The organism is Streptomyces sp. NPDC047081, from assembly GCF_040643775.1.
In the GTDB taxonomy this organism is placed as follows: domain Bacteria; phylum Actinomycetota; class Actinomycetes; order Streptomycetales; family Streptomycetaceae; genus Streptomyces.
The window spans coordinates 317254-343027 of record NZ_JBEYUY010000003.1; the positions used below are offsets into that span (position 1 = coordinate 317254).

The 25774-nt window shown below is 72.1% G+C and carries 28 protein-coding genes and 3 pseudogenes; 21 read left to right on the plus strand and 10 right to left on the minus strand.

The genetic code is table 11. The annotated features are described in order from the left end of the window. Positions 1-10: 10 nt before the first annotated feature. The 3 genes and pseudogenes from ABZ848_RS07215 to ABZ848_RS07225 form a co-directional block, all read left to right on the plus strand. Positions 11-123: pseudogene (locus ABZ848_RS07215) on the plus strand (DNA-binding protein); the annotation flags it as partial. A gap of 44 nt (positions 124-167) precedes the next feature. Then, a pseudogene (locus ABZ848_RS07220) lies at positions 168-337 on the plus strand (RidA family protein); the annotation flags it as partial. A gap of 267 nt (positions 338-604) precedes the next feature. Continuing rightward, on the plus strand, positions 605-709 hold the full coding sequence (locus ABZ848_RS07225) for a helix-turn-helix domain-containing protein (protein WP_360826600.1): 105 nt from the start codon (positions 605-607) through the stop codon (positions 707-709). A gap of 81 nt (positions 710-790) precedes the next feature. On the opposite strand, the gene ABZ848_RS07230 is transcribed toward ABZ848_RS07225, so the two are convergent. After that, on the minus strand, positions 791-1261 hold the full coding sequence (locus ABZ848_RS07230; RefSeq protein WP_360827192.1) for a GtrA family protein: 471 nt from the start codon (positions 1259-1261) through the stop codon (positions 791-793). Between the two features lie 364 nt (positions 1262-1625). Continuing rightward, positions 1626-2300 carry a PepSY domain-containing protein gene (locus ABZ848_RS07235; protein ID WP_360826603.1) on the minus strand — a complete coding sequence of 225 codons (675 nt, stop codon included), beginning with the start codon at positions 2298-2300 and terminating at the stop codon, positions 1626-1628. Positions 2301-2436: 136 nt separating this feature from the next. Between ABZ848_RS07235 and ABZ848_RS07240 the strand changes: the two genes are divergently transcribed. Further along, positions 2437-3114 carry a response regulator transcription factor gene (locus tag ABZ848_RS07240; RefSeq protein ID WP_360826606.1) on the plus strand — a complete coding sequence of 226 codons (678 nt, stop codon included), beginning with the start codon at positions 2437-2439 and terminating at the stop codon, positions 3112-3114. 61 nt (positions 3115-3175) lie between these two features. After that, on the plus strand, positions 3176-4555 hold the full coding sequence (locus tag ABZ848_RS07245) for an ATP-binding protein (RefSeq protein ID WP_360827195.1): 1380 nt from the start codon (positions 3176-3178) through the stop codon (positions 4553-4555). A 283-nt stretch (positions 4556-4838) separates the two neighbouring features. Here ABZ848_RS07245 and ABZ848_RS07250 read toward each other — a convergent pair whose 3' ends face one another. Next, positions 4839-5699, minus strand: a complete 861-nt coding sequence (locus ABZ848_RS07250; RefSeq protein WP_360826608.1) for an SDR family NAD(P)-dependent oxidoreductase — start codon at positions 5697-5699, stop codon at positions 4839-4841. A gap of 171 nt (positions 5700-5870) precedes the next feature. On the opposite strand from ABZ848_RS07250, the gene ABZ848_RS07255 reads away from it, so the two are divergent. Together ABZ848_RS07255 and ABZ848_RS07260 are read left to right on the plus strand one after the other, a co-directional pair. Further along, positions 5871-6725: a helix-turn-helix transcriptional regulator gene (locus ABZ848_RS07255; protein WP_360826611.1), complete on the plus strand. Its 855-nt coding sequence runs from the start codon at positions 5871-5873 to the stop codon at positions 6723-6725. Positions 6726-6734: 9 nt separating this feature from the next. Continuing rightward, a complete protein-coding gene (locus tag ABZ848_RS07260; protein WP_360826614.1) occupies positions 6735-7148 on the plus strand; it encodes a hypothetical protein in 414 nt (137 codons plus the stop codon). 414 nt (positions 7149-7562) lie between these two features. Here the strand turns inward: ABZ848_RS07260 and ABZ848_RS07265 are convergent, their stop codons facing one another. Continuing rightward, entirely contained in the window at positions 7563-8573 is a 1011-nt protein-coding gene (locus tag ABZ848_RS07265) for a LysR family transcriptional regulator (RefSeq protein WP_360826617.1), read from the minus strand. A gap of 82 nt (positions 8574-8655) precedes the next feature. Between ABZ848_RS07265 and ABZ848_RS07270 the strand changes: the two genes are divergently transcribed. The 5 genes from ABZ848_RS07270 to ABZ848_RS07290 are packed head-to-tail and all read left to right on the plus strand — an operon-like array spanning position 8656 to position 12697. Further along, positions 8656-9402, plus strand: coding sequence for an amino acid ABC transporter ATP-binding protein (locus ABZ848_RS07270; RefSeq protein WP_360826619.1), 747 nt, complete (start codon positions 8656-8658; stop codon positions 9400-9402). Positions 9403-9459: 57 nt separating this feature from the next. Then, positions 9460-10398: a glutamate ABC transporter substrate-binding protein gene (locus ABZ848_RS07275; protein WP_360826622.1), complete on the plus strand. Its 939-nt coding sequence runs from the start codon at positions 9460-9462 to the stop codon at positions 10396-10398. Between the two features lie 8 nt (positions 10399-10406). Beyond that, positions 10407-11054, plus strand: coding sequence for an amino acid ABC transporter permease (locus ABZ848_RS07280; protein WP_360826625.1), 648 nt, complete (start codon positions 10407-10409; stop codon positions 11052-11054). Further along, positions 11051-11857, plus strand: coding sequence for an ABC transporter permease subunit (locus ABZ848_RS07285; RefSeq protein WP_360826627.1), 807 nt, complete (start codon positions 11051-11053; stop codon positions 11855-11857). Before ABZ848_RS07280 ends, ABZ848_RS07285 begins: the two co-directional genes overlap by 4 nt. A gap of 21 nt (positions 11858-11878) precedes the next feature. Beyond that, the gene (locus tag ABZ848_RS07290; RefSeq protein WP_360826630.1) at positions 11879-12697 is read left to right on the plus strand and encodes a class II glutamine amidotransferase; all 819 of its coding nucleotides are present in this window, start codon (positions 11879-11881) and stop codon (positions 12695-12697) included. Here ABZ848_RS07290 and ABZ848_RS07295 read toward each other — a convergent pair. Beyond that, positions 12651-13214 (minus strand): hypothetical protein, encoded by a 564-nt coding sequence (locus tag ABZ848_RS07295; RefSeq protein WP_360826633.1) that lies wholly within the window; start codon positions 13212-13214, stop codon positions 12651-12653. The two genes, ABZ848_RS07290 and ABZ848_RS07295, sit on opposite strands and share 47 nt — an antisense overlap. Before the next feature lie 141 nt (positions 13215-13355). Here ABZ848_RS07295 and ABZ848_RS07300 point away from each other — a divergent pair. The 3 genes and pseudogenes from ABZ848_RS07300 to ABZ848_RS07310 form a co-directional block, all read left to right on the plus strand. Then, positions 13356-13739, plus strand: a pseudogene (locus ABZ848_RS07300) (hypothetical protein); the annotation flags it as partial. Then, positions 13633-14001, plus strand: coding sequence for a hypothetical protein (locus ABZ848_RS07305; protein ID WP_360826635.1), 369 nt, complete (start codon positions 13633-13635; stop codon positions 13999-14001). The pseudogene ABZ848_RS07300 and the gene ABZ848_RS07305, both read left to right, overlap by 107 nt. 330 nt (positions 14002-14331) lie before the next feature. Further along, positions 14332-14994, plus strand: a complete 663-nt coding sequence (locus ABZ848_RS07310; RefSeq protein ID WP_360827198.1) for a GAF and ANTAR domain-containing protein — start codon at positions 14332-14334, stop codon at positions 14992-14994. Positions 14995-15220: 226 nt separating this feature from the next. Here ABZ848_RS07310 and ABZ848_RS07315 read toward each other — a convergent pair whose 3' ends face one another. Beyond that, positions 15221-16066, minus strand: a complete 846-nt coding sequence (locus ABZ848_RS07315) for a hypothetical protein (protein WP_360826638.1) — start codon at positions 16064-16066, stop codon at positions 15221-15223. 91 nt (positions 16067-16157) lie between these two features. Between ABZ848_RS07315 and ABZ848_RS07320 the strand changes: the two genes are divergently transcribed. Next, positions 16158-17192: a sodium-dependent transporter gene (locus ABZ848_RS07320; RefSeq protein ID WP_360827201.1), complete on the plus strand. Its 1035-nt coding sequence runs from the start codon at positions 16158-16160 to the stop codon at positions 17190-17192. Between the two features lie 5 nt (positions 17193-17197). On the opposite strand, the gene ABZ848_RS07325 is transcribed toward ABZ848_RS07320, so the two are convergent. Together ABZ848_RS07325 and ABZ848_RS07330 are read right to left on the minus strand one after the other, a co-directional pair. After that, positions 17198-18217, minus strand: a complete 1020-nt coding sequence (locus ABZ848_RS07325) for a M48 family metalloprotease (RefSeq protein ID WP_360826640.1) — start codon at positions 18215-18217, stop codon at positions 17198-17200. Positions 18218-18221: 4 nt separating this feature from the next. Next, positions 18222-18635: a BlaI/MecI/CopY family transcriptional regulator gene (locus ABZ848_RS07330; protein ID WP_360826643.1), complete on the minus strand. Its 414-nt coding sequence runs from the start codon at positions 18633-18635 to the stop codon at positions 18222-18224. Between the two features lie 163 nt (positions 18636-18798). Here ABZ848_RS07330 and ABZ848_RS07335 point away from each other — a divergent pair, with 163 nt between their 5' ends. The 4 genes from ABZ848_RS07335 to ABZ848_RS07350 all read left to right on the plus strand — a co-directional run bounded on the left by ABZ848_RS07335 (position 18799) and on the right by ABZ848_RS07350 (position 23145). Beyond that, complete coding sequence (locus tag ABZ848_RS07335; RefSeq protein WP_360826646.1) at positions 18799-20199, plus strand: glycosyltransferase; 1401 nt, start codon at positions 18799-18801, stop codon at positions 20197-20199. Next, a complete protein-coding gene (locus tag ABZ848_RS07340; protein ID WP_360826649.1) occupies positions 20196-20927 on the plus strand; it encodes a polysaccharide deacetylase family protein in 732 nt (243 codons plus the stop codon). The genes ABZ848_RS07335 and ABZ848_RS07340 overlap by 4 nt, the downstream gene beginning before the upstream one ends. 188 nt (positions 20928-21115) lie before the next feature. After that, a complete protein-coding gene (locus ABZ848_RS07345; RefSeq protein ID WP_360826652.1) occupies positions 21116-21778 on the plus strand; it encodes a response regulator transcription factor in 663 nt (220 codons plus the stop codon). Continuing rightward, entirely contained in the window at positions 21775-23145 is a 1371-nt protein-coding gene (locus ABZ848_RS07350) for a HAMP domain-containing sensor histidine kinase (protein ID WP_360826655.1), read from the plus strand. The genes ABZ848_RS07345 and ABZ848_RS07350 overlap by 4 nt, the downstream gene beginning before the upstream one ends. 30 nt (positions 23146-23175) lie before the next feature. On the opposite strand, the gene ABZ848_RS07355 is transcribed toward ABZ848_RS07350, so the two are convergent. Next, positions 23176-23967 carry a hypothetical protein gene (locus tag ABZ848_RS07355; protein WP_360826657.1) on the minus strand — a complete coding sequence of 264 codons (792 nt, stop codon included), beginning with the start codon at positions 23965-23967 and terminating at the stop codon, positions 23176-23178. A gap of 228 nt (positions 23968-24195) precedes the next feature. Between ABZ848_RS07355 and ABZ848_RS07360 the strand changes: the two genes are divergently transcribed. Then, complete coding sequence (locus ABZ848_RS07360) at positions 24196-24855, plus strand: MSMEG_1061 family FMN-dependent PPOX-type flavoprotein (protein ID WP_360826660.1); 660 nt, start codon at positions 24196-24198, stop codon at positions 24853-24855. 10 nt (positions 24856-24865) lie between these two features. On the opposite strand, the gene ABZ848_RS07365 is transcribed toward ABZ848_RS07360, so the two are convergent. After that, positions 24866-25732 (minus strand): winged helix-turn-helix transcriptional regulator, encoded by an 867-nt coding sequence (locus ABZ848_RS07365; RefSeq protein WP_360826663.1) that lies wholly within the window; start codon positions 25730-25732, stop codon positions 24866-24868. Positions 25733-25774 lie beyond the last annotated feature (42 nt).

A 25774-nucleotide genomic window follows, 5' to 3' on the forward strand; every position in this document is an offset into this window, starting at 1 on the left:
GGCCGGGGGACTGCTCGCCAGCATACTGGCCCACCTGGGGCCGGCCGCGCTGTCTCCGTCGTCCCGTCCGACGCCGAGCTCACCACACAGCAGGCAGCGGACATGCTCAACGTGTCGCGGCCGTTCCTGATCGGGCTGTTCGAGCCGGAGAAATGCTCACCCGGCTCGGCCAGGAGATCGGGAAGGCCTGGCGCGAGCTCGCGGGCCCGGTCTACACGGCGATGGCCGGCATCGGCACAACCGCCCTCTGGCAGCCGGAGGCCCTGATCGAGATCTCCTCGGTGTCGCGGTGGTTCCGGACGAGCGGCTCGTCCGTCCGGAAATCCTGGACGGCTGAAGGGCCGCCACCGTCTTGGCAGCCCGCCGCATACAGCGGCGGGTGGGACAAGGATCACGATCGATTCGTACCGCCCGTTCACCCTGAGCTGGGAGGCCGGGTGCCGGCTGCAGACGATCAGGCTGCCCCGCCGACTCGTGGATGAAGCCGGTCAGGAGGCCGGGGTCGCATCCGGCGGTACCGTCCGGTTCGGGCTGGGCGGGCCGGTGACGCAGGTGGCGGCGCGAAGCCGGCTGTCGGCCGTCGCCCTGGCCCGGCGGAACGAACGTGGCCCAGATCGCCTACCAGTGGGGTTTCGGCAGCCTGGGCCGCTTCGCCCGCGACTACCGGCGCCGCTACGGCCAACTGCCGTCGACGACGCTGCGGACCTGAGAAGTCATGATCACGGCGTCCCCCAGGTCGGCCGCCGAGGTGGCGCAGGGTGCCTTTGACGACCTTGTTGACATTGAAGCCCTAGGTCAGCGCCCTGGGGCTGGGCTGCGACACCGGAGGCCGCGGCGCTTGTCCCTGGTGGGGCCTGGCCGTACGACTTCCTTGATCCGGCGCCGCGATCCGGGTCCTGTCATGGGCGGAATCGGCGAAGACGAACAGCCGCAGCACCAGGAAACGTCCGGTTCCGGCGATCCCGGCGGCGGCGAGGTAGACGACCTGCTCGGAAAGGATCCCCGGCGACGGCCGCACCATGTGCAGAACGGCCGTCGCGGCGCAGGTCACCGCGTAGGCGGCAGCGGCCGACCCCGCGGACTGCCAGTGCCGGCGCCATCCGGCGCGCCGTCCGGCCCCGAAGGTGAAACGTGCGTGGAGCTCCGTGCAGAGCACGGTGGAGGCGGCGGTTATCAGCGCGTTCGCCACCATCCAGGACATCAGGGCGGCGCACACCGACACAGCGGCACTGGAGGCGACCCCGACACCGCCGCCGCACAGGACGAAACGGGCGAAGGCAGTGGTCGGACCGGGAACGAGCGGGGGTCGCCGTGCGTCGGTCCGGGTGGTCCGGTCGGTCGCCGTCCGCCCCGTACGTGGCGTGACCCGTGTGCCGCACCGTGTTTCGCGCACCGTCTGCGGCTTCGCCGTTTCGCGCACCGTCTGCGGTTTCGCCGTTTCGCGCACCGTCTGCGGTTTCGCCGCGAGCGGCGGCTTCATGTGTTTCCTTCCGGACGGGGCAGCTGCGAACCCCCGTGCGGGATGGGGGGCTCATGCCGTTGCGCGGTCGCGGCGCCGAGGCGGTGCGCCCCGGGCCGGGCCGAGAGTGGGCCGCGCCGCACCCTCGGCCCGGGGACACGGACCGTCAGCTCGCCGTGTCCGAGGTGGCCGGCGCGACGGTGTTGCCGGTCACCGTGCCGGTGGCACCGTCGACGGTGACCAGGTGCCGGACGCCGTCGGTGCCCAGCACCTCGACCTCCCACGCGCTTCCGCCGCCCTGCTCCGCGACCACGCGCAGCGCCTCCGTCTTGCTGCCGGGAACCGCCTTGCCGGCCGCCTCGATCGCCGACGCGGCCGAAACCGCGGGCAGCGGCGCGGGTGCGAGGGTCCCCGAAGTGCTCTGACCACTCTGATCGTTCTGGGTGCCCTGGCTGTTCTGACCGTTCTCGGTGCCCTGCGGGCTGTTGCCACCGAGCCCGGATCCGTCGTGCCGGCCGCCTCGACCCCCTCCTGCCTGCCCGGATGCACCCTGCCGGCCGTCGCCACGGCCCGCCTGCCCGGGCCCTGCCGCGAACTGGCCGTGGCCGCCCTTTCCCCCGTGGTCCTGGTGGACGACGGCAACGGCGCCGGCCGCGCCCGCGGCCGCCAGGAGAACCACGACGCCGAGGACCGTCCCACGTCGCCGGCTCATCCGGGGGAGACGCGCCCGGAAGGTCCTGGTCGGCCTGGCCGGCTTCGGCAGCGCGACCGGTGCGTCCGGCGTCGACTCGGGTGTCGACCCGGGCTGCGGCTGCGGCTGCGGGGGTTCGGGTTGGGACATGCTCGGGCTCCTGATCGCCTCGACCGGCCCGATGCCGGCGGCTGCCAGCAGCTTGGAACGCCGTTGCTGAAGCCGGGCTGAAGGTGGCTGAAGACGTCTTCAGCCACCTTCAGCCCGGCGTGCGAGGCTGTATGCCGTGCGCGTACTGGTGGTCGAGGACGAGAAGCGGCTGGCCGTCGCCCTGCAGCGAGGTCTCAGGGCCGAGGGGTTCACCGTCGATGTCGCCCACGACGGGAACCAGGGACTGTGGCTCGCCCTGGAGCACAGCTACGACGTGATCGTGCTCGACATCATGCTGCCCGGCCTCAACGGCTACCGGGTCTGTGCCAGGCTGCGCTCGGCCGGGAGCGACACACCGATCCTGATGCTCACCGCCAAGGACGGGGAGTACGACGAGGCCGAGGCGCTGGACACCGGTGCCGACGACTTCCTGTCCAAGCCGTTCTCCTACGTCGTCCTGGTCGCCCGGCTCCGCGCGCTGCACCGTCGCACCGGCCACAGGGTTCCCGCGGAGTTCCGGCTCGGTGACCTGGTGATCGATCCGGGCCGCCACACCTGCGTCCGCGGCGGCAGCGAAGTCCGGCTCACCGCACGGGAGTTCGCCATCCTGGAGTACCTGGCCCGGCGGGCCGGCGAGGTGGTGTCCAAGCGGGAGATCCTCGAACACGTCTGGGACTCGGCCTTCGAGGCGGACCCCAATGTCGTCGAGGTCCACATCAGTGCCGTGCGCCGCAAGATCGACACCGCCTTCGGGCGCTGCGCCCTGGAGACCATCCGCGGCGCCGGCTACCGGCTGGCGGCCGACGGTGGCTAGCCGACTCGTCCCCGGCGCGGGCGAGGTACCGGCAGCGATCCGGCGCCTGCGCCTCGCCGCCGTGCGGCTCGCGAAGGTCGTACGACACCCGTGGCCGGGATCGGTGCGGGCCCGGGCGACACTCGGGGCGACCGCGGTCGTCGCCCTCGCACTGACCGCAGCCTCCTTCGCACTGTTCGCCCTGGTGCACACCGACCTCCAGCGCAACGCCAACGACGCGGCCACCGCGCAGGCGGACACCGTCGGTCAGCTGGCCGCCGAGGGCAAGCTGCCCGACCTGCTGCCCCTCTCCCACGGCGCCGACTTCATCCAGGTCGTCGACAGCAGTGGGCGCGTGGTGGCCGCCAGCCAGAACCTCGTCGGCCGCCCGGCCGTCGCCCACCTGCGCCCCCGCAAGGGCAGGCTGCGCGCCACCTGGTCCGGCGAACCGTTCGGCGAAGGACACCGCCAGCGGATCGTCGCCGTCACCGCCCGTACCCCCAGTGGCACGGTCACCGTGTACGCGGGCACCTCACTGCGGGACGCGGACGCGGCCGACGAGATCACCAAGGCCGCGCTGGGCATCGGCACACCACTGCTGCTGGCCACGGTCGCCCTGGTCACCTGGTGGGTGACCGGCCGGGCCCTGCGTCCGGTGGAGGCCATCCGCGCCGAGGTCGCCGAGATCACCGGGCACGCGCTGCACCGCCGCGTCCCGGTACCGGCCGCCCAGGACGAGGTCGCCCGCCTCGCCCGCACCATGAACGCCACCCTCGACCGCCTGGAGGACGCCGACGTCCGCCAGCGCAGGTTCATCGCCGACGCCTCGCACGAACTGCGCAGCCCCATCACCGTCCTGCGCACCCAGCTGGAGGTCGCCCTGGCCCATCCGGATCCGGCCCTGTGGCCCGACCTGGTCAGTGACGCCCTGGAGGACACCGTCCGGCTCCAGGACCTCGCCTCCGACCTGCTGCTCCTCGCCCGCCTGGACACGGCCGAGCCGGTCAGCCGCGTCCCGCTGGACCTGGCCGAACTCTGCCGTACGACCGTTGCCGCGCGGCACGGCGACCGGCTCCCCGTCGACACCAGGCTGCAACCCGGCCTCATCGTGGAGGGCAACCGAGGCTGGCTGGTCAGACTCCTCACCAACCTCCTCGACAACGCCCAACGGCATGCCGATCGCCGCGTCGAACTGGTGCTGCACGCCGACCCGGACGCCGGGGTGGCCGTACTGGAGGTGTCCGACGACGGACCCGGCGTTCCCGAGGCCGACCGTGAGCGGATCTTCGAGCGCTTCACCCGCCTGGACGACGCCCGCAGCCGGGACCACGGCGGAGCCGGCCTCGGGCTGGCCATCGCCCGCGACATCGCCCGTCAGCACCACGGCACTCTCCGCGTCGAACCCCGCTCACACGGCGCCGGCATCGTCGCCCGTCTCCCGCTGTCGCCGTCCGGGCCCTGAAGCGGACGCCCGGCGTTCCGGTGGTACGGGTCCGAAGCAGGTGGGAGACACAGGGATCCACGGCAGGCTCTGTGCAGTCGACGGCGTCGTTCCGGGCCTGCGCAGGTGGCGTGGATGCGGCCCGGACTGATCGGTTCTCCGGGTGTCGGAGTGATCGCACAGGGCCACAACGGGGCGGGCAAGTCGCTTGGCCCTCTCGAACCAGCCGTCAGGCCCGTGCTCAGGGTCTTGGGGTCTTGGGGTCTTGGGGTCTTGGGGTCTTGATGGGACGTCGGCGCCTGGCTCAGGCGGCGGCTCCCGTGAGAGCGGCGGTTGCCTGCCACAGTCGCTTGGCGACGTCGGGGTCCTGACCGACCCGGCTGGGCTTGCGGATCAACGGGTGGCCCGTGAAGCTGAACAAACCGTCCGGGCCGACATACGCGTTGCCCGGGACGTCCTGCGTGGCCGCGTACAGCAGCGGCAGCGCGCCCTGCTCCACGTCGTGAACCAGGAACGGGAGCCGGGTGAGGATGTTGAGCTTCGAGTGCGTGAGCAGTCCGGTCTGCCGCGCGACGCCAGGGTGCGCGATGACCGAGCGGACGGGGCTGCCCGCGGCGGTCAGGCGGCGCTGCAATTCCAGCGAGAACAGGACGACGGCGAGCTTGGACGACTCGTAGGCGGCCAACGAGTTGTACTTGCGGGCGCGCCAGTCGAGGTCGTCGAGCTTCAGCTTGGCGAACCGGTGCAGTTGGCTGGACACCGTCACCACGCGGTCGGTCAGCCGGGGCAGGAGCAGGTCGGTGAGCACGAACGGCCCGAAGTAGTTCGTCGCGGTCTGCACGTCCAGGCCCTGCGCGGTACGCGCCGCCGGGATGTCCATCACCCCGGCATTGTTGATCAGGACATCGATGGCGCCGGTCCAGGACCGCGCGAACGCTCGCACCGATTCCAGGTCGGCGACATCGAGGTGCCGGAAATCGAAATCACCGCGCATGTCAGCCACTGCCCGGCGCGCTTTGTCGACGTTGCGCACGGCCAGCACCATGTGGGCGCCGACCCGGGCGAGTTCGCGGGCGGTCACCAGTCCGATCCCCCCGCTTGCGCCGGTGATCACCACCGTCTTGCCGGTCATGCTCGGCAACTGGTCAGCAGTCCATGTGGCCACGAGAAGATTCCTCCAGGCGTTGCGTGCTCGATCCCTGACGTCATCCAGTAGAGACGCCCTGTGCCGACGGATGAAGGACCTGCTCAGCCGCTGAACGGCAGGGTGTGGCTAACCACCGCCCCTCTGCCGGACGATGAGGTCGAGGCGGACGACATGTGAGGTGGGAGCCCGATGGCGGACACAACGCTGGACCGCGACGGCCTGGCCGCCTTCCTGCGCGGCCGCCGGGAGGCGATGCGGCCCGAGGATGTCGGGTTGAGCCGCGGCGCCCGCCGGCGCACGAGCGGGCTGCGCCGCGAGGAGGTCGCCGGCCTGTGCGACATGTCGCCCGACTATCTGGCCCGTCTGGAACGCGGCAGCGGATCCCAGCCGTCCCAGCAGATGGCCGCAGCCATCGCCCGAGGGCTGCGGCTGACCCCGGACGAACGTGACCACCTGTTCCTGCTGTGCGGGCACCGCCTGCAACCACGGCAACTGCGCGACGCGCACATCAGTCCGGGGCTGCTACGCGTCATGGACCGGCTCCAGGACACCCCGGCCCAGATCGTGGGTCCGGTCGGGGAGACGCTGCGGCAGACGCCACCCGCCGTGGCCCTGCTCGGCGACGAGACGCGTCACACCGGTCCGGCGCGCAGTGCCCTCTACCGGTGGTTCACCGATCCCACCGCCCGCGATCGCTACCTGCCCGACGACCACCACCTGCACAGCCGCGTCTACGTCGCCATCCTGCGCGCCGGTGCCGCTGCGCAGGGCCCGGGGTCGCCGGCCGCCTCACTCGTGGCCGACCTGCGGCACAACCAGGAATTCGCCGAGCTGTGGAGCCGCCAGGAGGTAGGGCTGCGGTGGAGCAGCGCCAAACGCTTCGTCCATCCCGAGGTCGGGCGGATCGACCTTTACTGTCAGACTCTGCTCGACCCCGATCAGGGGCAGTCACTGCTCATCTTCACGGCCACGCCGGGCACCGAGAGCTACGACAAGCTGGCTCTGCTGAAAGTACTCGGCTCCGATGCGTTCGCTGGTTCCTGACGTCCCCGCGTGCCCCGACCTCTGACCGAGATGGCGGAGTACGACCGCCTCACGGAACAGCTGAGCAGCATGACCACCCGCCTCGCCGACTCCGCGCAGGCGTCGGAGTCGAACCGTGATCGATCCGTCAACACCGCGCTGCGTGAAGTGCTGGAGAACCGGCGGCGCGCTCTGGCTCTCACCCGCCTACGGGCGACAGCGGAGGAGGGTGCCTTCGACTTCGACTTCTTCGAGGACAAGGATGCCGAGCCCTGCGCGCCGGTCGACGACCGTGCCTACGACCGCGCCTGGCGGGATTTGGTGGTGGCCGCCACGGCGGAGTTGCAGGGGCTCACCCCGCTGCACCGCGACCGCGACTTCGAGTGCATCGCCGCCGTCACCGGCCAGGCACTGCAGTGGTACGGCCCTGAAGCCGGCAAGTGAGCCAGGCGCAGGCGGGACGCTTCACCGGACGGCTCTGCACTCGCACAGCGTTCCCTGAAGTGGACATGCGAGCCGGCCGAGCCGAGAGCGGAGCCCGTGCACTCCGGCACTCGGCCCGCCGCGCTTCGGAGCCGTGCCCACGGCGTGCCCGTAAGAGCGGACAACCACGGTCAACAGCGGTGCGAACCAGTCCTCGCGAGGCGCGAGTTCGATTCTCCTCGCCCGGTCCAAGATGAACCCCCAGACCGATTGTCGGGCTCCGTGCCCTCCACAGGCCCTCAGCGCGGGCCGGACGCATCGTCAAGGGCCCCTCTCGGCCCCGACTCTCAAGCCGGCGCACCGGCGCATCTCACTTGCCTGCCGGCCCGTCGTCCTCGGCTGCGGGCGGGTCTTCCGCTCGGCCACGGTGGCGGCTCACGGCTCGTCGCCGGGCCCCGGCAGCGGATCGAGGGATCGCGATGTGCCCTGACGCAGGGCCGTCTCGCCGAGGGCTTCGAGGAGTGCGGAGGCGGCGGGGACGGTCAGGGTGTCCGGCCACAGGAGGGCGAAGACGTGGCGGACGGGCCAGCCGGCCAGAGGGCGGGCCACCACCCGGGGGTCGGTGTGCGCGGAGAGGGCCAGTTCGTTGAGGACCGCGAGGCCGATGCGGTGGGCCACCAGGTGATGCAGGGTGAGCTGGTCGTCGGCCGTGGCGGCGACCCGCGGGGTGAAACCGGCGTCCCGGCAGGCCGCGAGGAAGCGGGTCCGGCCCGACTCCAACACCCAGCGCTCCTCGGCGAGTTCGGCGAGCGAGACGGTGGCCTGGGCCGCGGCCGGGTGGTCGGCGGGGAGCAGGACGCACCGGCGGTCCGTGAGAAGGGGGATACGACGCAGCCGGGGGTCGAGGCCCATCGACTCGGGCTCGGGGCGGAGTTCCGGCAAGGAATCGGAGTCGGCGCCGGTGGCTTCCGGCGCCTCGCCGAGGGGCGGCGCGTCCACGTCGCACAGCACCGCCAGCTCCACCTCCCCGTTCAGCAACAGCCGGTTCGAGACATGGCACTCCGCCTGGGTGACCGTGACCTCCAGCTCCGGATGGCTGCGGCGAAGCGCGCCGAGGGCGCAGGGGACCAGGGTCACGCAGCTGCTCTGCATCGCCGCGAGGCGGATCCGGCCGCCGCCCGGCGCGGTCAGCGCGGACACCTCCTCCTCGGCCGTGCGCAGGGCCGCTAGGACGGTGTCCGCGTGCCGGGCCAGGGCGTGGCCGGCCGGGGTCAGCTGGATGCCACGGCCGCGGCGGGTGACCAGCGGGGTGCCGACAGCGCGTTCCAGCATCCGCATCTGGTAGCTGATCGCGGGCTGGGTGTAGCCGAGCGACTCCGCGGCCGCCGTGTAGGTGCCGGTGCGCGCGACCTCGGTGAGGACCTGCAACTGTCGGGGGTCGTACATCCGGCAAGCATAAAGAGCCTTTATTAATTCCGGGTGACATTCGAATTGGACCGCCGGGAGACGGTCCGACCATCCTTGTGCCGTGCCTTCCGACAGCGTTCTCGTACGACTGGAAAAAGTGAACAAGCACTTCGGGCAGCAGCATGTCCTCAGGGACATCGACCTCGAAGTGCGCGGCGGCGAGACCGTCGTCCTGATCGGGGCGTCCGGGTCCGGCAAGTCGACCCTGTGCCGCTGTGTGAACCGGCTGGAGACGATCGACTCCGGGCGGATCACCCTCGGCGGGGAGCCGTTGCCCGAGGAGGGCCGCGAGCTGGCCCGGCTGCGCGCCCGGGTGGGCATGGTCTTCCAGTCGTTCAACCTGTTCTCGCATCTCCGGGTGATCGACAACCTCTGCCTGGCGCCGGTGCGGGTGCGCGGACTCGGCCGTGACCAGGCCGCCGACCGGGCCCGTGAGCTGCTGGCCAGGGTCGGGCTCGCCGACAAGGCGGCCGCGTATCCGGGGCAGTTGTCCGGCGGCCAGCAGCAACGCGTCGCCATCGCGCGGGCGTTGGCGATGGACCCCGAGGTGCTGCTCTTCGACGAGCCGACCTCCGCGCTCGACCCCGAGATGGTCGGGGAGGTCCTCGACGTGATGGCCTCGCTCGCCGACGACGGGATGACCATGCTCGTCGTCACCCACGAGATGGGGTTCGCGCGGCGCGTGGCCGACCGGGTCGTGTTCCTCGACGGCGGGCGCGTCGAGGAGACGGGCACGCCCGACGAATTCTTCGACGCCCCGCGTTCCGCACGGGCGGCCGAATTCCTGTCCAAAGTTCTGTCCCACTGAATTACCCGAGATCCTCTCCCGCAATTCCCGAAGAGCTCCGTGGAAAGGCCCCCGCATATGAGAACGCGCCGTCCGCTCACCGCCGCCTGCGTCCCCGCCGTACTCGCCCTCACCCTCACCGCGTGCGGCGGCGGTTCGGCGGCGCTGCCCTCGGCCGACGGCTCGTCGCCGGCGGCCGGCGACTCCTACCAGCAGGTGCTGGACGCGGCCCCGGTCGCCGCCGCGAGCGACATACCCTCCGGCTCCCTCATGGCCACCATCAAGAAGCGCGGCACGCTGATCGTCGGCGGCACCGACACCGCCGCCCTGTTCTCCCTGAAGGACCCGGTCACCGGCAAGCTCACCGGCTTCGACGCCGGTCTCGCGGCGATGCTCGCGAAGTACATCACGGGCAGCACGAAGACCAAGCTCGTGCAGGTCAGCGTCGCCACCCGGGAGCAACTCCTGCGCAACGGCACCGTCGACACCGTCTTCGCCACCTACTCCATCACCCCGGAACGGGCGAAGAAGGTCGACTTCGCGGGGCCGTACTACTCCTCCGGCAACGCGATCCTCACCAAGAAGGGCGACACCTCGATCACCTCGGTGTCGGACCTGAACGGGAAGAACGTCTGCGCGCAGAGCGGTTCCACGGGCGCCGTCAACATCAAGGAGTTCGCCCCCAAGGCGAAGGTCCTGCTCTTCGACGGCAACAGCCAGTGTGTGACGGCCGTCAAGCAGGGCCGCGCGGACGCCTACGTCAACGACCAGGCGCTGCTGGTGGGCGTCCAGTACCGGGACTCCTCCGTGCAGGTGGTCGGCAAGCCGTTCACGACGGACCCGTACGGCATCGGTGTACCGAAGCAGGACCCGGAGATGAAGAAGTTCGTCGACGCCTGGCTGAAGAAGATCGAGGCGAGCGGGCTGTGGGCGAAACTGTGGAAAGCGACGCTGGGCACCGCGGTGACCGGTGACGCCCCGAAGCCGCCGGTGATCGGCTCCGTCGAGGGCAGCTGACGTACGACATGGGTGCCCATCTCCCCGACGTAGCAGGCCAGTTGGGCCACGGGTTGCTGCTCACCCTCGCCCTGACCGCGCTCGTCTTCGCGGGCGCGGTCCTCATCGGCATCGCGGTGGCCGTCCTCAGGATCAGCCCGGTGGCACCGCTGCGGGCCTTCGGGGCCGCGTACGTGGCGCTGTTCCGCAACGTCCCCCTGCTCGTGCTGCTCGTCCTGTTCGTGTTCGGACTGCCCGATCTCGGCCTGCTGTACCCGCTGTTCGCCACCGCCGCCACCGCGATGGCCCTGTACTGGGCCGCGTTCGTGTGCGAGGTCGTCCGCTCCGGCGTGCGGGCCGTGCCCCGCGGACAGGTCGAGGCGGCCCGTGCGCTCGGGCTGGGCTTCGGCGCCTGTCTGCGGTGTGTGATCCTGCCGCAGGCGATCCGGCCCATGGTGCAGCCGCTCGGCTCCATCTTCATCGGCTGCGCGCTCAGCACGTCTCTCGCGGCGGCCGTCGGCGTGGCCGAACTCACCGGCCAGGCCGAGTTCGTGACACTCCGTTACGACGATCCGCTCACCACCTTCGCGCTCACCACGGTCGTCTACGTCGCCATCACGCTCACCTCCGGCCTGGTCGCCGGGCGCATCGAACGCAGACTGGCGGTGACCCGATGACCTCGCGCGACGACGACATCCACCTCCTCTTCGACCCACCGGGCCCGCGCGCCCGCCGCCGCATCCGCGTCGCCACGGCTGTCTCGGTGCTCGTGCTGACAGCCCTACTGGCGCTGGCCGTACGGCAGTTCGCGTCCCACGGCCAACTCGACCACGACCAGTGGTGGATGTTCGCCCAGTGGCCGGTCCTCCGCTTCCTGCTGGGCAGCCTCGGCCACACCCTGCTGGCCACGGCGGTCGCCGCCGCACTCGCCTTCCCGCTGGGCGGACTCCTCGCCCTCGGGCGCCTGTCCGGCTCGAAGCTCGTACGCGCACTGGCCCGGACGTACGTCGAACTCTTCCGTTCCGTACCCCTGTTGCTGCTCCTGTACGTCTTCCTCTTCGGCCTTCCGGGCGTCGGCCTGACCTTCCCGGTGTTCTGGCAGCTGGTGATCCCGATCGTGCTCGGCAACGCGGCCGTCGTCGCCGAGATCTTCCGGGCCGGGATCCTCAACCTGCCCCGAGGCCAGACCGAGGCCGCGTACAGCCTCGGCATGACCCACGGCCAGGCCATGCGCCACGTGGTCGTCCCGCAGGTGCTGCGGGCCCTGGCACCGGCTCTCGTGAGCCAGTTGGTCCGGCTGCTGAAGGACTCGACACTCGGCTACGTGGTCAGCTACCTCGAACTCCTCCACCAGGCCAAGGTCCTGGGCGAGTACTACCACGCGGTGCTCTCCACCTACCTGGTCGCCGCCGCGGCCTTCATCGCCGTCAACGCGGCCCTCTCGCGCACGGCGTCCTGGCTGGAAGCCCGCCGTTCCTGAACCCCGTAAGGAAGACCAAGCATGTGCCGCCTGCTCGGCGTCGTCACCCGCACCCCCCGGCCCCTGACCGAGGCGCTCGGTGAACTCGCCGATCCCTTCACCGAGTTGGGCCATGAACACCGCGACGGCTGGGGCATCGCCGCCTGGACGGGACAAGGCGCGGGCCCCCGCATCGTCAAGGACACCGAGCCGGCCGCCCGGAGCGGGCTGTGGGACAAGGCCCTCATCGGCACCCGCACCGACGCCGCCGTGCTCCATCTGCGCCTCGCCAGCCCCGGGTTGCCCGTGGTCCCCGGCAACACCCACCCCTTCACCGCCGGGACCCTGGCCTTCGCGCACAACGGCTTCTTCACGCCGTACGACGCCCTCGACGACCTCATCGACCCCGACCTGCTCGCCGACCGGGCCGGGAGCACGGACTCCGAGCGGTACTTCCTGCGTGTGCTGACCCTCCTGCGGGACGGCGATGCGGTCGACGCGCTGGCCCAGGCCGCCGACGACATCCGCGCACGCACCGCCTTCGCCAGCCTCAACTGCCTGCTCCTCACCGAACAGGCCCTGTACGCCTACGCCGACGAGGATCCGGAGTCCGAGGTCAGCCGGCGCCGTGGGCCCGACTTCTTCCGGCTGCGATACCGGGCGGACGGCGACCGCGTGGTCGTCGCCTCCAGCGGGGTCCCGCAGCCGGACGGGGAGTGGAGCGTGCTGCCGTACCGCCAGGTGCTGGAGGTCCGCCGGGCCGGCCTGCGGGTCTCCGTCCACCAGGTGGGCCGGAGCGGGCCACGAGCGATGCTCACCCCGGGGACGCACTGCCGAGCAGACACTCCGGAGCACCAGTGAGCCCCCGGCGCGGGTGAACGTTGCCCGGTGAGTCCATCAGGTGGGTGACCCGGAGGAACGCCGTGCTCAGCACCGGATCCGCGACCGCGGCGGCGCGCAGGCGGTCCAGGTGGGCGACCGGTTCCGGGTCGAGTGCGGATCGGTCGCCGACGGCGTCCGGGAAGCGCAGATCATTGGCCGTGACCGTGGTCCACAGCACGTCGACGACAGCCGCCGACTCGGTGAAGAACCGGGCCGCCATGTCGTCGGAGCCGTCTTTCAGCAGGCGGCCGAGGATGGTCGCCTCCAGTGCGGCCACGGTCATGCCCTGGCCGTAGACCGGATTGAACGAGCACAGCGCGTCGCCGGTGACCAGGAAGCCGGCCGGGAAGCGACTCATCCGGTCGTAGCGCCACCGGGTGCTGGCCGGGTAGCGCATCTTCACCGGGTCGCCGAGCGGGGCACTGGTGCGCAGGAGCGTGGCGACATCCTGGCAGTCCAGTTCCGCCGCCCATGCGACCACGCCGACGTCGTCCATCGGCGGGACCGCGCCGAACGAGCCACTGATACTGAGGGCCGATGGCGGTGCGAGATGCCGGTCACGGCGGTGAGCCGCAACGAACTCAGCCGCCGGCTCGGGGAGCAGCTCCGCGGCCTGCTTCCCTAACTCGACGACGAACGGGCGCTCCGCGCCGCGCGCATGGTCATCATCCTCGTCGGCGCCCTGTGGACCCGCAGCCGTCCCGCCCCCTCACTGCTGGCCGCCTTCCAGGCCGACGCGAGCCTGGCGTTCATGCACCCGGCCTTCACCGAGGCATTCGAGGCCGCGCTCGCCCGGCCGGGGGCGCGTGTGTTCGGCATGACGGGCCGTCCGATGCGCGGCTGGGTCGCGGAGGACGACGCGCTCGGCGCCTGGCACGTACCCGAGTGTCAGACCCTTCCGCCATGCTCTGCCCATGCTGATTGCTACCAACGGCCGGGGCCAAGCGGTGCAGGACCCTTCGGAGCCGGCGATGGGAACGATGCTCGCCGACCTGGATCAGGGCGATCACCTGATCCTTGAGCGGCAGGACGAGAGCCGGGAAGGCAACTGGTACGTCCAGGTCTGGTTCCGCGACGAGGACACGTACCAGCTGGAGTACCGCGACGGCGTTCCCACGGAGCACTACCAGACGCAGACGGAGTCGCAGGAGAAGGTCCTGCACGCACTCCTCGACTGGGCAGCCGACAAGCCCGCCTGGCGGGAGGGCTTCACCTGGACCAGCATCGGCCACTGGTTCGCGCCGGGCCCCGACGACGAGGACGAGGACGACTCAACCGCCTAGCGCCGCGCCGCCGCTCATGTGATCAGGCCGCCGGGAGCTGGTACGACAGCACGTACGCGTCAGCCGCCATGACCGTGTCGCACACCTCGACGGCCAGCACCTACGACCGCGCATGGCAGATCCAGGAGCTTCTCACTCAGCGCGGGCGGTCCGCCGCGCTTCGGAGCCGTGCCCACGGCGTGCCCGTGAGAGCGAGCAGCTCTACGGCCTGACTTGCCCAGCGGCCTCCCTTTGCGCGCGGAAGGGTGCGTGAAAAACTGGGTGGGAGGCTTGTCGCAGGTCCGATGGGTGACGGAGGGCGCTGTGCACTGGGCGCGGTTCGCGGAGCAGATGGCGGCGATGGCACGGGACCTGCTCGCCCAGGACTCGGTGACCTCGACGCTGGAGCGGATCACCGCGTCGGCCACCGAGCTGGTCGAGGGCTGCGACGCGGCCGGCATCCTCATCCTCCGCGGCACGCAGGTGGAAACCCTCGCCCCCACCGACCCCTTCGTCACCTACAGCGACGACCTGCAGCAGCAGCTGGGCGAAGGACCCTGCTTCGACGCCGCCCGCACCTCGCAGGGCGAACGCGTCTTCCGTATCGCCGACCTCGCCACCGAACACCAGCGCTGGCCCGCCTACGCCCCCCGCGCCCACGCACTGGGGGTCGGCAGCATGATGGGCTTCCTGCTCTTCACCGACGACGAGGACCTCGGCGCGCTGAACCTCTACTCCCGCAAGCCCGGCGCCTTCACCCGCGACAGCGAGACCGCCGGCTGGCTGCTCGCCTCCCACGCCGCCGTCGCCTTCTCCAGCGCCCGCACCCACGCCCAGATGGAACGGGCCGTCGCCACCCGCCACACCATCGGCGAGGCCATGGGCATCCTCATGGGCAGCCACCACGTCAACGAGGAAGAAGCCTTCGACGTGCTGCGCCGCTACTCCCAGGAGAACAACATCAAACTCCGCGAGGTCGCCCGCCGCATCTGCGAACAGGGCGACCTGGCCTGACCTGGACGTTGACCGGCTCCCCCGGCTCCGGACTGAACCGGAGGGGCCTGAGCCGAGCCGGCCCCCAGGGGAACGCCGCCGAACCCAGCCTGCGCACCAAGTCCCCTCCCTGAACGCCCCGACACGTCCGACGAGGGACAGGGTGACCGCGGACCCCGGTTGCCGGCACATCCCCGACTCGACGCGGTCTCGCCCCACGGTTTCCCGGCCGCTCCTCCCGCCCCGCTCAGCCCTCCTCCCCCACCCCGCTCCCGCCCTCCGCGACGTCCTTCCGCGTCACCGTCAGATACACCACCAGGCCGAGGATCACCGTCAGGAACAGCCCGCTCGTGATCACCGTGCCGAAGCCGAGGCCGCCGTCTGCCGTCGGCTGGGAGAGGTAGTCGCCGATGGAAGCGCCGAGCGGGCGGGTGAGGATGTACGCGATCCAGAAGCTCCACACCGCGTCCAGGCCGAGTGTGAAGTGGGCGATGCCGACGGCCGCGATGGCCAGGGCGAACAGGAGCGCGGACAGCCAGTAGCCGAGGTCCATGCGCTCGGAGACCAGGTCGCCGGCCGCGGTGCCGAGGGCGAAGGTGAACAGGACGGCGAGCCAGTAGTAGGCCTCACGGCTCGTGGTGTCGATGCTGTGGATGGACAGGGTCCGCTCGCGCCGGTACCAGACGACGAACACGACGGCGAGGACGATCCCGAACACCGTGGTGGTCGTCTCCAGCGGCACGCCCATGTTGTCGGTCAGGTTGTCGCTGATGAGCGTGCCGACGACGCTGATCAGGGCGACGGCGAGCCAGTACACGCCCGCGCGGTAGGCGGCGGTGCGGAACTGGACGACCAGCGCCACGGCGAGCAGCGCGCTCATCAGCACCGAGACGCCGGTCAGGCCCAGGCCGGCCTTCTCGTCGAGCAGGTCGGCCGCGGTCTCGCCGACCGTCGTGCACAGGACCTTGATGATCCAGAAGTAGACGGTGACCTCGGGGACCTTGTTGAGGCGGAGGCGGAGGCGGTGTGCGTGCCGGGTGGGGTTGTCGCGGTCCTGCTCGGCTTCCGGCGTTTTCGAGAGTTCGTGGGTCATGACGTACGAACGTGCCAGCGGTTACCTGAACGCATCCTGACCGCGCGTGCTGATCACCCCCGCACCCGTGCCGTCCGAGAAGGATGCCCTCATGTGCATCCGCCTCTCCCACCGGCGCCACGGGCTCGGCCGCGCCGTCCTCGTCGCCTACACCGCCGCCCTGTTCCTGCCAGGGACCGGCCTGTGGCTGCGTCACCCGCACGCTATGCCGGTGGGTCCGGTCCACCTGACCGTACGCACCACCTCGCTCCTGCTGTCCCTGGTGCTCTTCTCCGCCGGGCTCCAGGTACGCGTCCGCGCCCTCGGCCGCGTACTGCGGTATCCGAAGGCCATGCTGGCCGGGCTCGCCCTGCATCTGGCGATTCCGCTGCTCGTCGTACCCTTCGTCGCCTTCCTGCTGCGCCGTACCCCCGACTCCGACGGTGGCAGTGGGCTGCTCACCGCGACGATCCTGATCGTGGCCATGCCCGTGGCCGCCGGTGCCACCGTGTGGACCGCCAAGGGTGAGGGGGACCAGCCGACCATGGTCGGACTCGTCCTCGCCTCCACCCTCCTCAGTCCCCTCACCACACCGTTTCTGCTGACGGCTCTGGCGCCGCTGCTCAGCGGCGGCTACGCGGACGCGCTCGCCGGAACGCGCGGCTCCGCCCACAGCGGATTCACCCTGGCCACCGTCGTCCTGCCCTGCGCCGCGGGCCTCCTGTGCGCGCTCGGGCTGCCGCCGTCGTGGCACGGCCGCCTCCTGGGGGCCGTGGTGCCCTCGGCCATGGCCGGCTCGCTGGTGCTGACCTACGTCAACGCGAGCGGTGCTCTCGGTTCCTTCCTCGCCAGGCCGCGGCCCCTGCTGTTCGCCGCCGCGCTCGCCGTGGCCGCCGTGGTGTGCCTGCTGTCGTTCGTACTGGGCCGGCTGGCCTCCCGCGTCCTGCGGCTGGAGGCGCCGGTGGCGTCGTCGCTGACCCTGGCCTGCGGCATGAACAACAGCAGTGCGAGCGCGGTGCTGATCACGACCTCGCTGCCCGACAAGCCCCACCTGCTGCTGCCGGTGCTCGCCTACGGGCTGTTGCAGAAGACGGCCGCCAGCCGGGTCGTCGCCGGACCGCGGCCCGCGTCCCCCGCGGTGTCCTAGCAACGCTATCGGCGATGGCCTCCGTGGCCGTCGGCTCCACGGTGCTCGCAGCAAGGATCCGGGCCGTGCGGGGCATGGCCCATCGGCGGCGCCGCGCCGGTCGTCCCGGCGTCCGCGGCGCACTGGGCGCGCTCGGCGCTGTCGACCAGGTTCTCGCTGTCCGAGACGGCGTTGGCCAGGCTGGCGCAGCACAGCGTGAGCAGGAGGGCGCCCGCCACGAAGGGCAGGGTGCGGCGCGGGGGCGGCGGGGCCAGCAGGGCCTGCACCCGCTGGGGCACCGCCCCGCCGGTAGCCGCCAGGGCGGCCGGGCGGGAGGCGCCCGCCGAGGCGAGAGCGGCCCGGCCGACGGCGCGGGCGACGACCGTACGACTGCCGACGCGGGCCGCGGCCTCCTCGTCGGCCCAGCGCTCCAGGACGTAACCGCCCGCCTCGGCCAGCGGCCGCAGCAGCGGGTTGACGGCCGCCGCCAGCCGCCACACGGCCTGGAAGAGGTGGTGGCGGCCGCGCAGATGGGCGCGCTCGTGCGCCAGCAGGGCCTCGCGCTCCGCGTCACCGAGGCAGCGCAGCATGCCCCGGGACACCACGATCCGGCCGGGCGCGCCGGGCAGCGCGAAGGCGTGCGGGCCGTCGTCGTCGAGTACCGCCAGTTCGGTCTCCTCGGGCAGCCGGTCGCATTCCCGCCGTGCCCACAGCAGGTGGCGGACCTGCCGTACGGCCGCCACGCCCAGCGCCACGAGTCCCGCCACCAGGGTCAGGGCACTGACCGCCGCGACGGCCAGCGATACCGGGTCCTGGGTGCGAAGCGCGGTCACCGACCAGTGGCCCTCCTCCGCGACCTCGGGGATCTGCGCGAGCCCGGTGAACGCCAGCAGGGCCAGCGAGCCCAGCCAGCCGGTCGCCGTCACCAGCGCCGCGCACGCCAGGAACCAGGCCGCGGGGCGCGGTGCCGGCCGCCGGGCGGCCCGGGGCGCGAGCACCGCGAGGACCACGGTGACCAGGAGCGGGACGTAGACGCTGATCCTCACCGGCTCACTGCCCGTCGTCCCCGCGCCCGGCGTCCTGGTCGCCCAGCAGACGCTGCAGCAACTGCTCGTCCTCCTGCGACAGTTCGGACACGAACCGGGCGAGCACGGCCTCCCGGTCCGAGCCGCGCTCCAGCAGACTGTGCATCCGTACGGCGGTCTCGGACGCCTCGTCCCGGACCGGCGCGAACGCGTATCCGCGGCCCGCGGGATGCCGTACGACCATGCCCTTGTCGTGCAGGCGCGACAGGATCGTCAGCACCGTCGTGTAGGCGAGGTCCCCGGGCAGCCGCTCCAGGACCTGTCCCGCGGTCAGCGGCTCGTCCGCGGACCACAGGGCGCCGAGCACACCGCTCTCCAGCTCCCCGCGTGCCCTTCTGCCGCTCGCCGCGCCGCCCGCGTCGCTCTTCCGGTCGCGCACCGTCCACCGCCTTCCCGATCGGCCCCCAGCCTACCGAGAGCTACTACGGCCTGTAGAGCGCGGGACGGGAGCGCCACCAGCGGAACTACTACATGTTGTACGAGTTGAACTACTACATGTTGTAGAGTTCGCCCGCCCACTCCACCCGCGGAGGAACGACCCCATGCCCTACCTCGGAAGTTCGGCGCATCTGCGCGCCCTGGCGACCGCGGCCCTGCGCCCCGAGCCCCTGCCGCCCGCCACGGCACGGGCCGAGCGTGTCGCGATCGTCTCGGCGAGCATCGGCGCCGGCCACGACGGCGCCGCCGCCGAGCTGGACCGCCGGCTCACGGCCCGCGGACTCACCGTCGACCGGCTCGACCTGCTGGACCTGCTGCCCGCCCGGCTCGGCCCGCTCGTCCGGGACGGCTACCACCGGATGCTGGTCCAGGCGCCCTGGGCCTACCAGCGGGTCTACCGCAGCACCGAACGCGCCGGTGGCGGCGGGCCGTTGGCGCGGGCGCTGCTGCGCGCGGCCGAGGAACGCCTGCTGAACGCGCTGCGCCCCGGCACCGGCGCGGTCGTCTCCACGTACCCGGGCGCCAGCCGGGTCCTGGGCGGCCTGCGGCTCGGCGGGCGGCTGGGCGTGCCCGTCCTGACGTATCTCACCGACTTCTCCGTGCACCCGCTGTGGGTGGCCGACGGCGTCGACGTCCACCTCGCCGCGCACGCGGTGCCCGCCGCCCAGGCGCGGGCAGCCGGGGCCCGGGACGTCCGGGTGTGCGGCCCGGTGGCGGATCCGCGGTTCCGCCCCGGCGGTGCCCGGGAGCGCGCCGCGGCCCGGGCCCGCTTCGGGCTGCCGCGGGACGCTCCGCTGGCGCTGCTGGTCTCCGGCTCCTGGGGCGTGGGACCGGTCCGGCAGGTGGCCCTGGAGCTGCGCGACTGCGGCGTGGCCGTCCCCGTGGTCGTCTGCGGCCGCAACGAGGCGCTGGCCGCGCAGCTGCGGGCGGACGGCATCGAGCACGCGCTCGGCTGGGTCGACGACATGCCCGGCCTGATGCACGCCGCCGACGTCCTGGTCCAGAACGCGGGCGGGCTCAGCTCCCTGGAGGCGTTCGCCACCGGGCTGCCCGTCGCGAGCTACCGGTGCATACCGGGCCACGGGCTGACCAACGCCGCCGCCCTGGAGGAGGCCGGCGCCGCCGTCTGGATCCGCGACCCGGACCGGCTCAAGACCGTACTGAGCGAACTGATCGACGGCCCGCTCGGCCGGCGCCAACGCGAGGCCGGGCTCGCCCTGTTCGCCGCCGACCCCGACGACGGACCGGCCGCCGAGATAGACCTCGTACGCGTCCTGGGCCTGCCGCCCGTGCGGCCCCCGAGGCCCAGGCCGCGGCGCCGCCCCTCGGCTCGCCGGCTCGTCACCACGACCGCCGTGGCGTGCGCCGTGTGGGCGTGCGCCGTGGGCACGGGGGCCGCCACCGCGTACGACGGCCCCGGTGTGCTGCACGCCATCGGCCGCCATCTGGACCTCGACGAGCCGCATCCCGGCCACGACTCCCGTCCGGAAGGACACCACTCGTGAGCGCCGCCCGGCTGCTGTGCACCGCCGCGCCCGTCCTGGTGGCCGCCGCCGCCCATGCCGCGCCGGTGGTCTCGACCTTCGGTCCGCTGCGCAACCGCGCCATGCCCCGCCTTGCGGGCCGGGGCCGCCCGGACCACATCGCCCTCACCTTCGACGACGGCCCCGACCCGCTGTCCACCCCGCACTTCCTGCGGCTGCTCGCCCGGCGCCAGGTCCGGGCGACCTTCTTCCTGTTGGGCCGCGAGGCGCACCGCTCGCCCGGACTGGTCCGCGAGATCGCCGCGGCGGGCCACGAGATCGGCATCCACGGCTGGCTGCACCGGCCGCTGCTGCTGCGCGGCCCGCGCGCCACGTACGACGACCTCGCGCGGGCCCGCGACACGGTCGCCGACCTCACCGGGCGGCAGCCCGCCCTCTTCCGGCCCCCGTACGGCGTCATGTCGACCGCCGCCCACCTCGCGGCCCGCCGCCTCTCGCTCACTCCGGTGCTGTGGACCAGCTGGGGCGAGGACTGGACCGCCCGCGCCACTCCGGAGTCCGTCCACCGCACCGTCACGTCCGGCCTGGACGGCGGCGGCACGATCCTGCTCCACGACTCCGACTGCACGTCGGCCCCCGGCGCCTGGCGCTCGGCGCTGGGCGCGCTCCCCCGCATCCTCGACACGTGCGACCAACGGGGCTACGAGGTCGGCCGGTTGCGCGACCACGGCTGGCCCCGGCCGGCCTGAGGCTTCAGTCGAGTCGTGGAACGTTCTCCACTCCGCCGTCGTCTACATTTGAGTAGACCGTCTACAGGATTGTAGTCACCTGTCGTCGCAGCTCACCGAAAGAGGTTCGCGGACGAGCACGACGCGGACGGACGCGGTCCACGGGGAGAAGGAGCCGACGGCCGCGGCACGCGGACAGAGGGAGGACCATGCGCCGGACCATCCTGGTCGTCGAGGACGATCACGCCCTGCGTGACGTGCTGGTGCGCGGACTGCGCGACGAGGACTTCGACACCGTCCCCGCGCCGGACGGCGCGACCGCCCTGCGGCTCGCCACCACCGGCATCTCCGCCGCCGTGCTCGACATCGGGCTGCCCGACGCCGACGGACGGGACGTGTGCCAGGCGATGCGCGCGAACGGGTTCCTCTCCCCTGTCATCTTCCTGACCGCCCATCACCGGCTCACCGACCGGCTGGCGGGGTTCTCCGCCGGAGGCGACGACTACCTGCCCAAGCCGTTCCACCTCGCCGAACTCGCCGCCCGCCTGCGGGCCGCCCTCAACCGAGCCGCTCCGCCACCCGTCGCCACGGCGGGCGACCTGGTCCTGGACGCCGTACGGCACACGGTCAGCGTGCGCGGCACCCCGGTCGATCTGACGCCGACCGAGTTCCGTCTCCTGGCCACTCTCATGGCCGCCGCCGGAGGGATCGTGCCCCGCCGCGAGCTGGTCCGGGCGGGCTGGCCGGAGGGGGCCCAGGTCCACGACAACACCCTCGACCAGTACCTGACCCGCCTGCGCCGCAAGCTGCGCGAGGCGGGCAGCGACCGCACGATCGGCACGAGCCGCGGGATCGGCCACCGCCTCTCATGACCGACGCCCGCCGCACACCCTGGCCCGCCCTCCTACGGCGCCTGGGGCCCCGCACGCTGCGCGGCCGGCTCTCCCTCGTGGCCCTCATCACGGCCACGCTCCTCATGCTGGTCCTCACGGTCGCCTTCAACGCCGTGGTCCAGCGCCGCCTCCAGCACCAGGCCGACGACGAGCTGCGCACGCGCGCCGCCGCCGTCGCGACGACCGTCGACACCAGCGGCACGACCGTACGGGTCCTGGAGACGTCCCACGACGAACTCCTCGACGCCAATGTGTGGATCTACGCGGGCCGGCATCTGCTGGAAGCGCCGCCGGCCGCCGGGCCCCTGACCCGCGTCGCCGACGCTCTCGCCGCCGACGGCGGACACCGGTGCCTCACCACCCGCGCGCACGGCCCCTACCTGCTGTGCTCCCACCCGCTGCCCGGAGGCAGGAGCGAGGCCACCGTGGTCACGGCGCTGGACCTGTCCCCCTACCGGAGTTCGGCCGGCACCCTGCTCCTGGGCTCCCTCGCCCTGGACGCCGTCATGCTCGCCTGCACCTACGGCCTGACCCGGCTGGCGGTCGGCCGCGCGCTGCGGCCCGTGCGCACGATGACCGACCAGGCGACGCAGTGGAGCGCCGTCGGCTCCGAAGAACGCTTCGGCAGCATGCGGCACCCGGTCGAACTGGCCCGCCTGGGTACGTCGTTGGACGCCCTGCTGGACCGCATCCGCACCGTTCTGCGCCACGAACGGCGGCTCACCGGGGAACTCTCGCACGAGCTGCGCACCCCGCTCAGCCGGATCATCGCCGAACTCGACTGGTGGCAGACCCGTCCCCGCACCGCCGACCAGACCCGCGCCAGCCACCAGGTCATCGCGGACGCCGCCGAGTCCATGCGCACCATCTGCGACACCCTGCTCGACGACGCCCGCGACGGCACCCTCACCGCTCCCGGCACCGCCGAGGTCCTCCCCACACTGCGCCACCTCACCGAAACCCCCGGCGCGAAGGGCCACTTGACACTCACCGCCGACGGCCCGCCCCTGGTGGCCGGAGTGCCACCGGCCCTCCTGGAGCGCATCGTCAGTCCGCTGATCGCCAACGCCTGTCGCTACGCCCGCACGCGCGTCACGGTCCGTGCCGAGCGTGCGCCCGACGGCGTACGGGTCGAGGTCGTCGACGACGGCCCCGGCGTACCGGCGTCGTTCACCGGGCAGCTCTTCGAGCCGGGCCGGCGTGCGGATCCCGGCGACGGACACGGCGGAGCGGGGCTGGGGCTGGCCCTGGCCAGGCGCCTGGCCCGCTCCGCCGGCGGCGAGGTCACGTACGACCCGGGGCACACGGGCGGGGCACGGTTCGTGGTCAGCCTGCCCGCCGGCTGACGGTGTGCGGCGCCGAGCCCGACCGGCGTATCAGGCCATGACGTCGTGCCGGACGTCCTTGCGGGAGGCGGCCAGATAGCCGACGAAGCCGAGGATGGCCACCGTCCAGGACAGCGTGACCGGCCCCAGGCCCAGGTCGAGCCCGCCCCGGCTGTGTCCGACGGCCATCCAGTCGGCGACGGAGGCGCCGAGCGGGCGGGTGATGACGTACGCCGCCCAGAACGCGGTCACGGCGTTCAGGCTGCCCCAGCGGTGCGCGACGGCCGGGACGGCGATCGCGGCGGCGTAGACGACGGCGGAGCCGAGGTAGCCGAGGCCGATCGTGGCGGTGAGGTCGCCGGCCGCGGTGCCCAGCGCGAACGTGGCCAGCACGGCCGCCCAGTAGAACGTCTCGCGGCGCCGGGTGTGGATGCTGTGGATCGACAGGGTGCCCTCGCTGCGGTACCAGACGACGAAGACGGCGGCCAGGGCGGCCATGAAGAAGGGGGTCGAGAGCGTGTAAGGAACGCCGAGGCCGACGTGCAGGACATCGGCGGCCATCGTGCCGAACACGCTGACCATGACGATCGCCGTCCAGTAGATCCAGGCGACGTACCGCCGGACCGCGAACTGCACGGCCAGGGCGCCGACCAGGGCGATGCCGCCGAGGCCGACGGCGGGGATCGGGCCGAGCAGATGGGCCAGGAAGTCGGAGGCCGTCTCGCCCATCCCGGTCGTCAGCACCTTGATGATCCAGAAGTAGACGGTCACCTCCGGCACCTTGCTCGCCGCGTGTCGGGCGTGCCGCGTGGGTTGGTCGTGCGTGAGGTGATCTGTCGTCATGCCGGGCACGATGACACGCTCACCGGCGGTCGCCCCAGACCCCTTTGCCATTGTTTTGGCCCTTCTGGAACCCGAGTTGGCCGAGGCACCGCCGAGCCTGAACACAACCTGAACGCGGTGACCGAAGGGCTGGTCGAGGGCGTACAGCAAGTGCTATCAGCCGATGACGGGGCCTGAGCCGGCACGTAACGAATGGTTGGGGCAAGGGGGTCCCATAGGGTCGATGCCATGACGTCAACCCTTGCCGGTAGTGCCTTCGACTCGCTCCGTCTCGACGCCGTGCCCGACGAGCAGGCGCTGCGCCAGGTCTACGCGCTCCCCAACGACGCGGCCGTACGCAAGCAGATGACCGAACTCACCGAGCAGACCCGGAAGTTGATCGGCTGCTCCTCGCTGGTGCTGGTCGCCAGCGTGGACGCCGAGGGCAACTGTGACGTGTCCCCGCGCGGCGGCCCCGCCGGGTTCGTCGCCGTCCTCGACTCACGGACCGTGGCGATACCGGACGCGACCGGCAACAAGCGGCTGGACACCCTGCGGAATGTCCTCGCCACCGGACGCGCCGGGCTGCTGTTCGTCATCCCGGGCCGCACCACGACGCTCCGCGTGAACGGCCGGGCCTGCGTCTCCACCCGCCCCGAGCTGCTGTCCCAGCTGACCGCCGTGGGCAAGCCGCCGGCCAGTGCACTGGTCGTGGGGATCGAGGAGGTCTACCCGCACTGCCCCAAGTCGCTGCTGCGCAGCGGGGCCTGGAAGCCGGAGCAGTGGCTGCCTGCGGACGCCCAGCCGACCTCGGCCGAGGTGACACTGGCCCAGCTGCGGATGCCGGAGCTGACGATCGCCGACATCGAGCAGACGGAGGCGGACTCGTTGAAGTACCGGTACGAGTAACACGCGCGGCTTACCCCTTGGGCCTCGCGCACTCCGTGCCCAGTCGCAGGCTCTCCGCCACCGCGTGCGGGATGTCGTCGACCGGGAACAGCGCGTGCCGTACGGTCCGATCGGCGTAGGCGACCAGGATCAGGCGCTTGTGCCGCAGCCGTCCGGCGCCCCGGAAGGTCGGCAGCCGTAGAGCGGCGGCCAGTTGATGGCCGGCGTCGGAGAGGAGTGAGTACGGGATGTTCTCGGCTCGCGCGAAATCCTCCTGGTCGTACGGGAGTTGGGTGCTGATGCCTCGCAACTCCACGCCCGCCCTGCGGAATTCGGGCCAGGCCTCCGAGAAGAGTCGGTGCTCCAGCGTGCAGCCCGCCGCTCCGGGGATCGGGCCCCATTCGACGCCCGTGCCGGGGTAGGTGAACAGCACGGTCGCGGGGGCGTCCGGTGCGACGACCGGCATGTACCTCCCCTGCGCGCCCGGCAGTTCGAGGCCGTCGGGCAGGCGGGTGCCGACCAGGGCGTGCACGCGCGTGTGTTCGGCGCCGTCCGCCTCGGCGGTCGCGGTGAGGGTGCCGTCGCCCAGCATCCAGCGATCCCCCCAGTCCTGCATGGCCACGAGCAGGGGCAGCAGCGCCGTTCCGGCGTCGGTGAGCAGGTACTCGTAACGCACCGGCCGCCGCTGGTACAGGCTGCGGCGCAGCACCCCGTGGGCGACGAGCCGGCCGAGCCGTTCGGTCAGGACGTTGCGGGACAGGCCGATCTCGGCGGCCAGCGCGTCGAAGCGGACGTGTCCGCGGGCGACCTCGCGCAGCACCAGTACGTTCCACCAGTCGCCCAGGACGACCGCGGCCTGGGCGATGCCGCATGTCTCATCGGCGTTGTGCCTCCTCATGCGCCCATAGTAGGTTCTCTTTCAGGACTCACTTTGTTTCTT